The 10404-nt window shown below is 65.7% G+C and carries 13 protein-coding genes and 1 CRISPR repeat array; of the genes, 3 read left to right on the plus strand and 10 right to left on the minus strand.

The features are described 5' to 3' along the window. The first annotated feature begins 8 nt into the window (after window positions 1-8). Window positions 9-497, plus strand: a complete 489-nt coding sequence (locus tag MJ777_RS01945; RefSeq protein ID WP_239309905.1) for a MarR family winged helix-turn-helix transcriptional regulator — start codon at window positions 9-11, stop codon at window positions 495-497. Between the two features lie 35 nt (window positions 498-532). Here the strand turns inward: MJ777_RS01945 and MJ777_RS01950 are convergent, their stop codons facing one another. Continuing rightward, window positions 533-1153, minus strand: coding sequence for a hemerythrin domain-containing protein (locus MJ777_RS01950; RefSeq protein WP_239309906.1), 621 nt, complete (start codon window positions 1151-1153; stop codon window positions 533-535). A 400-nt stretch (window positions 1154-1553) separates the two neighbouring features. On the opposite strand from MJ777_RS01950, the gene MJ777_RS01955 reads away from it, so the two are divergent. Beyond that, the gene (locus MJ777_RS01955; RefSeq protein ID WP_239372752.1) at window positions 1554-1760 is read left to right on the plus strand and encodes a hypothetical protein; all 207 of its coding nucleotides are present in this window, start codon (window positions 1554-1556) and stop codon (window positions 1758-1760) included. Between the two features lie 32 nt (window positions 1761-1792). Then, complete coding sequence (locus MJ777_RS01960; RefSeq protein WP_239309908.1) at window positions 1793-1984, plus strand: type II toxin-antitoxin system HicA family toxin; 192 nt, start codon at window positions 1793-1795, stop codon at window positions 1982-1984. A 318-nt stretch (window positions 1985-2302) separates the two neighbouring features. On the opposite strand, the gene cas6 is transcribed toward MJ777_RS01960, so the two are convergent. The 9 genes from cas6 to MJ777_RS02005 form a co-directional block, all read right to left on the minus strand. Next, complete coding sequence (cas6, locus tag MJ777_RS01965) at window positions 2303-3145, minus strand: CRISPR-associated endoribonuclease Cas6 (protein ID WP_239372754.1); 843 nt, start codon at window positions 3143-3145, stop codon at window positions 2303-2305. A 429-nt stretch (window positions 3146-3574) separates the two neighbouring features. Then, window positions 3575-4102: a CRISPR direct-repeat array (repeat unit 36 nt; unit sequence GTCGCAGGGCAGGAACTTTCCGAGTCGGATTGAAAC). Between the two features lie 189 nt (window positions 4103-4291). Further along, complete coding sequence (locus MJ777_RS01970) at window positions 4292-4621, minus strand: CRISPR-associated endonuclease Cas2 (RefSeq protein WP_239372756.1); 330 nt, start codon at window positions 4619-4621, stop codon at window positions 4292-4294. Next, a complete protein-coding gene (locus MJ777_RS01975) occupies window positions 4618-4905 on the minus strand; it encodes a CRISPR-associated endonuclease Cas2 (RefSeq protein WP_239372758.1) in 288 nt (95 codons plus the stop codon). The genes MJ777_RS01970 and MJ777_RS01975 overlap by 4 nt, the downstream gene beginning before the upstream one ends. 2 nt (window positions 4906-4907) lie before the next feature. Beyond that, window positions 4908-5924, minus strand: a complete 1017-nt coding sequence (gene cas1, locus MJ777_RS01980; RefSeq protein WP_239372771.1) for a CRISPR-associated endonuclease Cas1 — start codon at window positions 5922-5924, stop codon at window positions 4908-4910. Beyond that, on the minus strand, window positions 5915-6937 hold the full coding sequence (locus MJ777_RS01985) for a reverse transcriptase domain-containing protein (RefSeq protein ID WP_239372772.1): 1023 nt from the start codon (window positions 6935-6937) through the stop codon (window positions 5915-5917). The genes cas1 and MJ777_RS01985 overlap by 10 nt, the downstream gene beginning before the upstream one ends. A gap of 69 nt (window positions 6938-7006) precedes the next feature. Continuing rightward, on the minus strand, window positions 7007-8020 hold the full coding sequence (locus MJ777_RS01990; protein ID WP_239372774.1) for a ThiF family adenylyltransferase: 1014 nt from the start codon (window positions 8018-8020) through the stop codon (window positions 7007-7009). An 89-nt stretch (window positions 8021-8109) separates the two neighbouring features. After that, window positions 8110-8649, minus strand: a complete 540-nt coding sequence (locus tag MJ777_RS01995) for a hypothetical protein (protein WP_239372776.1) — start codon at window positions 8647-8649, stop codon at window positions 8110-8112. Then, window positions 8649-9329 carry an E2/UBC family protein gene (locus MJ777_RS02000; RefSeq protein ID WP_239372778.1) on the minus strand — a complete coding sequence of 227 codons (681 nt, stop codon included), beginning with the start codon at window positions 9327-9329 and terminating at the stop codon, window positions 8649-8651. Before MJ777_RS02000 ends, MJ777_RS01995 begins: the two co-directional genes overlap by 1 nt. Window positions 9330-9398: 69 nt before the next feature. Continuing rightward, window positions 9399-9566, minus strand: coding sequence for a hypothetical protein (locus tag MJ777_RS02005; protein WP_239372780.1), 168 nt, complete (start codon window positions 9564-9566; stop codon window positions 9399-9401). Window positions 9567-10404 lie beyond the last annotated feature (838 nt).

Genomic DNA, 10404 nt, shown 5'->3' on the forward strand with positions numbered 1-10404 from the left:
CTGTGACCATGGCCGGAACGCGGTGGCTTGACAGCGACGAGCAACGAACATGGCGGGCTTTCCTCGCGGCGACAGAGCTCCTCGCGGATGCTCTTGACCGACAGCTCCAGAGCGATGCCGGCATGACCCACGCCGCCTACGCGGTGCTGGTGATTCTTTCCGAGGCATCCGGTCGCTCCATGCGGATGAGCGAACTCGCCCGTGCGACCAACTCGTCCCAAAGTCGTTTGTCCCACGTGGTGGCGCGTCATGAGGAGCGGGGCTGGGTCCGCCGGGAGAGGTGCCCGACCGACCGGCGTGGCCAGGTTGCCGTACTCACGGACGCAGGTTACGACGTCCTCACCGCGACCGCCCCGGGACATGTCGAAACGGTGCGGCGGCTTGTTTTCGACGGGCTCGACCCGACCCGGATCGAGCAGCTCGGCGCCATCAGCCAGGCGCTCCTGGCCGTGCTCGACCCGGAAGGGAAGCTCTCCGCGGTTTTTCCCGTCTCCTGACCCGCGTCCCTGCGGCCGGAGCCGCGGAGCACCGGTCAGGCCGCGCAGGTACCTACGGCGGGCCTGCGGACGAATCCGGCGACGGCGTTGAGGACTCGAGCCAGCGCGGTCAGCAGGTGACGTGCCCGGTTGACAATCGTGATTCCCGCGCCGAGGAGAAGCCTGCCGGGAGGCTGGGGGGACGGCTGGGGCGCCGGCGGTGCGGTCGGCTGTACCCGCGACGCCGCATGCATCGCCTCGACCTGTTCGGCGAGCTCGCGAAGACCGTCGGCCGGCATCCGTTGGCGCAGCTGCGGGAACCAGACCTCCTCCTGCTCCCACACGTGTTCACCGACCATCGCCAGCAGCTCGTGCACCAGCCGGTCGAAATCGGGGTCGGTCGGCTTTGTGGCACGGAGTGCCGTCATGGTTCTCCTGGCCGCGGCCTGCTGGGCGATTTCCTTCTCGATCACCTCGTCGCCGTTTGGGATGATTTTTCTGGCCGTAGGGTAGACGATTTTTTCCTCGGCCGCCGAGTGCCGGAGCAGCTCAAGAATGATATCTACCGCCAGCTGCTTCTTTGCCGTCGTCGAGGATGTCTGGTCGTAATGCCGAAACAGTTCTTCGACCTTATCGTGGTCGCGCGTCAGAACAGCTACGACGTCACCTTCGGCCACTGCGGGACCTCCCCTGGTCATTTGGTCATTTGTCGGGTTGACGCGGATTTCCCGGGCGTCCCGGAGAAGCCCCGTCTGGTTTACCGGGGGCACCCGGTGAGTTCTCTACCCGATTACCGGACACTGTAAGACGGCGCCCGGCCCGCGCCCGGGTGTCGTCCTGATTATCTCGATGTCGGCCCCGGCAGTGCGGCCCTCGGCGCGCACAGACCCTGCCGCCTGCGCCAGCGAGCGGGCTCGTTCGGCGGTCAGTCCGTCGGACACATCGCGACTGGGACCATGACGGCCTCGGTCCGTGCGATGGAAGCCCACGCCGACCAGGGTGCGGCCGCCGTTGCGGGTGCTGCCCTGACCGCTGGAGACTGCCGAGCCCCGCGGCTGGCGGCGTAGAGTCAGCGTTATGAAGCAGCTGGTCCAGATCCCCTACGAGCTGCTGCAGGGGGAGGACGGTGTCTGGACGGCCCATGCGTCGTTCCCCAGCGGTGGCGCGCACGGGCTCGGTAACACTGCCGAGGACGCCGTGGCCGATCTCTACGAGGCTGTCAGCCTGGTCATCGAGGAGCTCGGCGTTCCGCCGGTCCTGACGATCGTGCAGGACGTCGCCTGAAGCCACCTCTTCCCATGCTGCCGGGCGGGGAAGTGGTCAAGGTTCTTGAGAAGCTTGGCTTCGAGGTGATCCGTGTCAAGGGAAGCCATCAGATGCTGAGGAACGCTGACGGGCGCTTCACGGTCGTTCCTGTTCATCCCGGTCGTGACATCCCGGTCGGGACGCTGCGTCGGATCATTCGTGACACGGGCCTGTCGATCGAGGAGTTCGTCACCACTCTTTGACGGGTAGGGCTTGGCGTGCAGCGGGTCATACACCTCGGCCGTCGGCCCCGATGGTCGTCACAGCCACGATGCCGGTGGAAGGCCAACGGTGATATCCAGGCCTCTGGCCAGCTTTACGATGAGGCCGCCCCCGCTTGGTGCTGAGGGCGTTTCTGCAGCGTGTTGTGAACGGCGGCGGCTACGTCCGCCGCCCCGGCCATCGACAAACGCACGATGATCACTATCGTGACCAGTCCTGCTGGTCGCGCCATCACCCTGCTGCGCGGCTGAGTATCGATGGAAAGCTACAGTGCATCGCGCACGGTCAGGTGCTTGTGTCTATGCCGCGGGGCTGGGGTGGTGTCGCCCGCGGGTGAGGCGCTCGTCTGCCTCGGTGAGGGTGTAGCCCATGCCGGAGGCGGTGCGGTCGCCGATGCCGGCATAGCGGGCGAAGCGGGTGAGAGCGTTGACAGCGCTGCGTGTCTCCGGTGGCACAGCCGCGGGTTCGGCGAGGGTGTAACGGACGGATCCGACGCAGCCTCGCCGGTAGGGCGCCCCGGGTTTGATCATGTGTTCGGCAGTGCTCAGGCGCATGTCGACGAGTTCGAGGTGGTCGTCGATCGTGTTGTCGATGTCCGGGGGGAGCGGGGTCTCTGGTGCCCAGGTCCGCCAGCGGGCGGCGAGAGTGCCGAAGACGCGTTCGGGGTCGGGCAGGATGCGCTGGCGGCGTGCGCCGTCTTCGCGTCCGGTGGCGAAGCTGACCGGGGTGATGAGTGTGAATTTCCAGGATGTCGCGGGGGCCGCGGTGGCGAGCAGGTCCGGGTACGGCGTGGCTTCGATGAGATCCACTGACCGCTTTGTGTAGTCGGTGGCGCCTATGCGCCATTGGTCGCGGGCAGCCAGCGCGGCGAGTATCGGTCCGGTGAGTTCGTCGAGTAACACGCCGACCTCGAAGCGAACATGCTGTGATGTTCTGTCTGGTGTTCGTTGGCGTTCGTCGAGCAGCGGTGTAATGGCGAATGGGCGGGGTGGTGGCCCGTCGTGAAGGTAGGTGCTGGTCTGGGGTGATAGTCCGTCGCGGATAGCGGCGAGGACGGCGGCGTTTACCGCCGGGCCTGTGTGCGGTGGCGGCAGTGCCCCGGCAGTCGTTGGAGCGATGTTCACGATGATGCGGGCGGGCACAAGCCCCTCCTGTCTCCTGGTGGGTCTGATGTCGTCTCGGTGGGTCCGTTTCCACGGTAGGGCCGGTCAGCCGGTCCGCACCCGGAGGGTTGCCGTGTGGCGTGCGGTTCCTACCGGTCCGGGCGGACGGATGCCAACCAGGCTGCGGCATGCTCGGGTCATGCTCTTCGGATGCGCCTCTCGGGTAGATGGTGATCACATCTCGGTTGCACAGTTTCGCGATCCCGTCAAGCGACCCAATCTTGATCGACATCCAGAACCTCCGACACGCCGACAAACTGGGGAGGTTCTGGCAAAGATCGATATCCCTGTGACCTGCACAAACATAAACGATCACCCTTTTGGATCAGTTTATCCACAGCCCCCGCTGGGAGGTTCTGGAAGGATCTTGCAAACCCGCAGCTCAGACCCCCCAGGATCGGTGGTACTGTCGCAGGGCAGGAACTTTCCGAGTCGGATTGAAACCCTCTCGAACACTCAGGAGCCGTCTAGCAATCTATCGTCGCAGGGCAGGAACTTTCCGAGTCGGATTGAAACACCCCTTTCACGACAGCCGCCGGCTCGGTATGCCGGGTCGCAGGGCAGGAACTTTCCGAGTCGGATTGAAACATTCCAGCCCTGCTGGAATTCCGTCGGGCTGTCTTGAGTCGCAGGGCAGGAACTTTCCGAGTCGGATTGAAACCGAGCAAGGCTTCACCAACGCTACGGATTGCCCTGTCGCAGGGCAGGAACTTTCCGAGTCGGATTGAAACTGAAACCGAGCTGGGTAAGCTGGACCGGGGTCGTCGCAGGGCAGGAACTTTCCGAGTCGGATTGAAACGTGGAGATCTCCCAGCCCTGATTCTGGTTCACGAGTCGCAGGGCAGGAACTTTCCGAGTCGGATTGAAACCTGGTCCTCCCCTCCGCCGCCTCCGGTTGTTGTCGCAGGGCAGGAACTTTCCGAGTCGGATTGACCCCATCCGGCATCGCCGGTGATCTACATCAGGCAGTGGGCAGGCGTTGCGACTCCGGTCCGTGACCAGCGCGCGATCCATGATCGGCGCGTGTTTGTCGTTGTGTACGGTTTTCACCCGGATCGGCGTGCCTAACAACAAACATGCGCCGATCATGATCGTAATAAATGCTGGCTGGCCGCCGGTGGCGGGTCACATGGTGTGGGATGTCCTGAAGCGGATGTCCTGTGGGCTGTCCATGAAGAATCCGCCGGGGACGTCGGCGGGACGCCATCCACTGCTGGGGAGCCAACGCATGTCCGAGGCGCACCCGCGGCATGGCTGGTAAGCGGCGATTCGGTCACCTGGCAGTGCGAGTCCGCTGAGCCCCGCGGTTACCCGGGCGGCGGTGAACCCCGCGACGGACGGAATGTACCAGCCACTCTGCTGGAAGCGGTCCGCGAACGGACGGAGCGCTGTACGGGCAAGTGCACGCTGGCGGTCGTCGGCGATATCGTAGACGACGATGACCGGGCCTTTCACGGTGCCACGATCCAGCCGTTGACGGGCGGGGCGTCCATCGGCATTCCCAGCCACGACGATGTGCAATCGGTGCAGTACGGCAGGACAAGAACATGATCGCCGGTTTCGATCAGATTGACCAGTCGATCGGTGAGTCGCTCCAGGCGTGGCGTTGGGATTTCGATATCGTAGACACTCCGGAGAATACGGGGGCCGTTCCGTTCGAGTACCGAACCGACTCGCCGCCGGTAGGCGTCGGAGGAGATATCGAACGTCACGACATAGCCGAGCCTGGTAGCAGTCATCGTTATCTCCACACGAAGGGCTGATACGTCTCGGACTCACCGAGAATCCAACTTCGGAAATCCCGTGCCTGGCCACGCAGCCGGTCCGCGTACAAGCCGTTTTCGGCACCCTTTGCCGGCCATCCGCGGGCCGGTGCCACCAGGCGTGCCCGGAACCGTTTGATGGCCGCGGACGTGATCTCCGACGCGAGCCGTGGGCCGTCCGGGGTTACCGTCACATGCTCGGCACGAGCCATTCCCAGGCCGAGCAGCGCGAGAACGGTCGACTCCAACAGGATCGGGCGCCATTCCTCCATCAGGTCGAACACCAGGGTGGGTCGTCCGCGCGTCGGGGTATGCAGGAACGACAGATAAGGATCGAGACCGGCGGCGACTACCGCACCCATGACGATTTCCCGCAGCAGGGCCGAACAGTAGTTGATCAGCGTGTTGGTGATGTCGACATCCGAGCGCTCCCGCCGCTGGAAACCGGCCATGTCGGGGAGGAGCAGGCGGATGCCCCGGAAGTACGCTCCGGCGGCGGCGCCTTCGACCCCGAGCAGAGCGCCGATCGTGGGCGCTTCGTCCACGATTTTCGCGAGGTCCGCGAGCCGGTGCGCAAGCGCCCACACCTCGTCCGGGCTGGCGCTACCCGAAGCACGTCGCCGTAGCAGCACATCCTGGTTGTGAATTTTGCCTCGGACGATCGAGCGGGCCGTTTCGAGCCGGACGGACTCGTCGCCGCACCGGATGAGCTGCTGGCGGCGTAGGTCGATATGGGGCGCCGAGGGCGGTTCGAGCCGACCCCGAGCACGCCCGTCACTGGTCAGCAGGACGAGCGGGACGCCGTCCGCGAGCAGCGCGTTCATCGTCGGGGTCGTCACCGTGACGTTACCGAGCAAGATGACCTCGGCTACCAGGGTCAGCGGCGCCGAGGTGATGACCTGACCGTCGCGGACGACCACGAGCCGTCCGCCTCGCTTCGACAGCACCGAACCGTGACCCAGCACGTAGAGTGGCTGCCGTGTGATCAGTGCCATTGTCCTGGCCCCTGTCGCCTTGATTGGTCATGGGTATCGGCGGGCCCGCCACCGAAGCGTTTCGGGCCACCGGGGCGCTCCCCGCTCGGCTGGCGGTGACCAGACGCGCTGCGGCCCACCGACATCGGATGTGTCCACCCTTCGTTCGGTGACTCCGCCCAGCCGCCGTCCCGGAAGAACACCCAGCCGAGAAACGAAAAGCCGGTGTCGAACGTGGACACATAGGTTTTGCCGGGGTTCGTCCGCAGACGTAGGCCGGTGAGGGCCGTGTCGACGTCGACCGCGGCAGCGAGGGCCGCGTCTTCGTCCGGACAGAACACTGCAAGATCATCAGCGTATCGGACGAGATGCCCACGGCGGCCGTGTACGGCGTTATCGAAGCCTCTCAGGTAGAGGTTGGCAAGGGCCGGGCTCACCGGGGCACCTTCGGGTACTCCTCGGTCGCGATTGACTACTCCGTGTTCGGTGAGCACGGGTGCGGAGGCCCATGCCAGCGCCAACGCGGCCGCTTCAGGGTCGGCGATCGTTTCGGATAGCGTCACTCGGAGCAGATCGTGGTCGATTTCTCGAAAAAATTCGGCTATGTCGGCGCGCAGAACAGTGCGGAGCCCGGCATCTCGGCAGCGTTCGGCTTGTGCGAGGGCGTCCAGCCAGGAACGACCGCGCCGATAGGCGAAACTCACCTCGGCGGTGGACGCCTCGAGACGCTTTCCGCAAACGTCGAGGAAAGTACGCTGGGCAATGCGGTCGCGCACGGTAGGTAGTCCGAGACGCCGACGTTTTTCGCCCCGAGTGATTGTCATATGACGCAGAGGCTGAGGTTCGTAGGTGCGGCTACGGAGCTGCTCGGCGAGGCGGTCGAGGCGGACCCCGAGCTGCCGGCCGAATGTCTCGACATTGATTCCGTCCGCGCCGGCCATGGCGCTGCCCGCGGCGACCCGCGCCCAAGCGCCCCACAGCGTGGATTCGCGGGCCATCCGATCGAGCGTGTTGTTGGCGTTACCGTTCGCCATCCTGGCTCACCTCCCACCTGTTTCTGACGGACGAAACCCTTACGCCGGAGCCGGAGCCGGAGCCACTGGTCACTGCTCGGCTGACCCGGTTCCTGCGAGGCCCGGACCGGCGGCGGCCGGCGGCCCGGCAGGCATCCGCGCGGGGAAGGACGGGATTCCGCCTGCGTCACCGAGGCCGCGTACCGACCCGGAGCCGCATGCGGGGCAGTCGTCCACCCGATCGGCGTCGAGGGTGACGACGGCGGGACGGACGAGGTCCACCAGGATGTGCGCGGCTGGCGGGCGCCACGGCGAGACCCAGTTCAGGACTTCACCGAGCGCGAACGCGACGACGGCCTGGTTGAGGAACAGCACGCTCGGTGCGGGGTCGTCCACACCGGCGGGCAGATACCCGGCCGCGCGGCGGGCGCTTTGCGCGGCCGGGTCCAGTTCGAGGGCAGCGGTGGCCGGGTCGTAGCCGCACTGGCAGAGCAGGCATGGCCCGCCCGGACGGACGACCGCGACATGGCCGCCGACCTCGAGCGTCCCAGCCGCGGCGGAAGCGTCAGGGCCGGACGCATCCGGGGAGCGGCTGATCTCGACGCCGATGTCGATGTAGAGCCGGCCGTACTGGATGGCGAGCACGTTGAGTGCCCACCGGGGGGCGTGACCGTCCACCGCTCCGACGATCACGTCCGCGCAGCGCAGAGCTTGCCAGCTCTCGGCGTCCAGGATGCTGGACCGTGTCGCGGCAACGGGCAGCGCAGGGTCGACCGCCCGCGCGAGCCGTGCCGCCACCTCGACCTTCGGCCGGCTCTGTCGGGCGTCGTCGGGGGTGGCGCCGACGACCCGGTTGAGGTTCGTCATCTCGACAACGTCAGGGTCGACGACCGCCAAGCGCCCGATGCCGAGGTGGACGAGCCCCTGGACGACCAGCGACCCGGCGCCACCGACACCGACAACGGCGACGGTGAGGTCGCGTAGCCTGCGCTGCGCGGACGCACCGAATGCGCGCACCTGTCGGTCGAACCGTGCCTCGACCAACCGTGTTCCGTTGAGTCCTGTGTCGTTGAGTCCTGTGTCGTTGAGCTGTGTGCCGTCCATGTCGATTCCCTCCGGAATATTCGGGTTCGTCTCCTGGCGCCTGCCCGCGGGCCGCGCTGGGGTCTCTCCTGGAAGCGTTGCCGGAACTCCTAATGGGTGAGGTCCAGCGTGTTTTCAGAGCGGCCGAGCAGTCGCAGCTCGTCAACGTTTTCCAAACTGCCGCTGGACGGGTTCCGCCATATTCCCGCGACCGAGCGCCGGCCGAGGACCAGCGACGCAGGGAATATTGGCGGTCGTTCAGGGATCGCGTCGGAGAACTCGGCGTGGGTGATCCGCATGTTCGCCTCGTCATGACCGGAGAAGCACACCGAACGGTCCGCGAACGGATGGGTGTGGACGTCGATGAGCGACAGTGCGTATTCGTAGCATGTACGCAGTACCGTGCCGGTCAGCGCCGGGTCTACGTCGACCCGTACGCTGGTCTGTAGGGTAAGGGCGTTATCGGGAACGGGAATCGCGCAGCGGACGAGAATGTCGGTGGTGGTGCGGCCCCACGGGTCCGTCCATACGCTGGCATGGCCGAGCAGGTACGCCATCCGCTCGACGGGAACAGCGAGGAGATACTGCCGTGTCGGCGCCCATACGGCGTCGGGGATTCGGATGACACAGCGTGTTGATGAGCGTCGCATCAGTCCGCCGTCCCCAGGTAGGTTCGGATGGCTTCCACGAACGTGAGCAGAGAATCGTAGGAGGCATTCCAGTTCCGGCCTGGGTCCTCAAGGCAGTACCAGTAGTAGCCGAGGTCGGCGTAAGGGTTTTTGTGACCCTGGAAATAATGTCCCGGGTTGACGAGCGTGTCGCCGTTGCGGCGACGGAGCTGCGACCCGAGGTAGAAGCCGTCTGGCGCCGATTCGGGATATGTCAGTGGCGGGACGAGCAGGACGGTGGTTCGGTTCGGTGACCAGCCGGCCGGGAGCCGGAAATCCGGGATGATGACCCAGGCGTCGTCGTCGGCGACATGCAGGCCCGGGTAGCCGCCGGCGAGCTGCGCGGCCTCCCAGCGGACTCGACGGTGGCGGATGTTCGCGGCGGCCGGCCCGGCGCCTGAGCTGGCGGCCGTGCCGCGGGCGTTGCTGTTCCGGGCGTTGGTGGGCGGGGCGGCCTTGGAATGCCTCGCGTGGTGCGCGAAGACCTCGCCGTCGGCGACACGGACCCGCTGGCCGTCGGGCACGATCGTGTTTCGGTCGCGTCCCTGCCGGACGAGTACCCGGTCGGCTGGGATCCCGCCGGCTTTCTTGAGTTCGGCGCCGGTCAGGTCGTCGGCGATGACCGGTACGTCGATGCCGTTGATGCGGATTGTCCGGGCCATTGTTCTCCCCCTCAGTTCGGCGTTTATGTGTGCCTGTACTTGTGCCTGACGGACGGCATGTCCACGGCGCTACGGCCTGAATGGCTGGATCGTCATCGGGGACGGTCTCTTCGCGGCAGGCAGGACGTAGATGGCCGGTGTGATCTCGGTCGGCGGTGGCGACGCCGGTGGCAGCATGACGCTGCCGAGCAACCCGCCGATGAGCAGCGCCGTCGCCAGAAAATTCCGATATGTCATGGCGGCTGCCCGTGGTCGTGTACCAGCCTGTGCTCGGAGCCTTGCCGTAGTGCGCGCACGGGGCCGTGCCGAGGTTGTTCGTGCCGTTGGACGCGTGTTGATATCGGTTTGTCTGGGACGGCGTTCTCTCGTGGGGGAGCCAGCCATCGGGAGCCGTTGCGCTGATCGGGGATGAACGGTCGTCGGCGATGCGGCTGGTGGGCGGGATCCTGACCGGGCCGGGGGCTGCGGGGCTTGAACTCTTGCCGGTGCTGGGGTAGCTGGTGGCCGGGGTGGAGCTGTGGGTGTGTGAGCCCGTTCAGGTCGGCCCGGCAGGCCGACGGGGACAGCTACTCCGTGCTCGTCGATCCGTAGCCGTGGTGGGTTCGTCATCGCCAGTCTCCCCTGGGGCTGTGCCTGCGCCTATCCGCATCTGACGGACGATGGCGAGGAGGATGGAGAGGTGACGGCGATCCATGCGCGGCGAGGCTTCGATGGGCCGATGAGTGTGGCTGTCAAGCGGTTAAATCTTGATCGACATCCAGAACCTCCGACACGCCGACAAACTGGGGAGGTTCTGGCAAAGATCGATATCTCTGTGACCTGCACAAACGTAAACGATCAACTTTTTGGATCAGTTTATCCACAGCCCCCGCCGGGAGGTTCTGGAAGGATCTTGCAAACCCGCAGCTCAGACCCCCCAGGATCGGTGGTACTGTCGCAGGGCGGGAACTTTCCGAGTCGGATTGAAACCCGAAGAGCTAGCCCTCGACGGCGGCAAAGATGGTGGTCGCAGGGCGGGAACTTTCCGAGTCGGATTGAAACTGCCGGATGCATGGAGAACGTTGGCATTATCTTG

It is taken from the genome of Protofrankia sp. Cj5, from assembly GCF_917627405.1.
Lineage (GTDB): Bacteria > Actinomycetota > Actinomycetes > Frankiales > Frankiaceae > Protofrankia.

What these genes read in the sequence shown, in the direction of transcription:
- MJ777_RS01945 (WP_239309905.1), top strand. Translation starts at nt 9, where the DNA reads ATGGCCGGAACGCGGTGGCTTGACAGCGACGAGCAACGAACATGGCGG.
- MJ777_RS01955 (WP_239372752.1), top strand. Translation starts at nt 1,554, where the DNA reads ATGAAGCAGCTGGTCCAGATCCCCTACGAGCTGCTGCAGGGGGAGGAC.
- MJ777_RS01975 (WP_239372758.1), bottom strand. Translation starts at nt 4,905, where the DNA reads ATGACTGCTACCAGGCTCGGCTATGTCGTGACGTTCGATATCTCCTCC.
- cas1 (WP_239372771.1), bottom strand. Translation starts at nt 5,924, where the DNA reads ATGGCACTGATCACACGGCAGCCACTCTACGTGCTGGGTCACGGTTCG.
- MJ777_RS01985 (WP_239372772.1), bottom strand. Translation starts at nt 6,937, where the DNA reads ATGGCGAACGGTAACGCCAACAACACGCTCGATCGGATGGCCCGCGAA.
- MJ777_RS01990 (WP_239372774.1), bottom strand. Translation starts at nt 8,020, where the DNA reads ATGGACGGCACACAGCTCAACGACACAGGACTCAACGACACAGGACTC.
- MJ777_RS01995 (WP_239372776.1), bottom strand. Translation starts at nt 8,649, where the DNA reads ATGCGACGCTCATCAACACGCTGTGTCATCCGAATCCCCGACGCCGTA.
- MJ777_RS02000 (WP_239372778.1), bottom strand. Translation starts at nt 9,329, where the DNA reads ATGGCCCGGACAATCCGCATCAACGGCATCGACGTACCGGTCATCGCC.
- MJ777_RS02005 (WP_239372780.1), bottom strand. Translation starts at nt 9,566, where the DNA reads ATGACATATCGGAATTTTCTGGCGACGGCGCTGCTCATCGGCGGGTTG.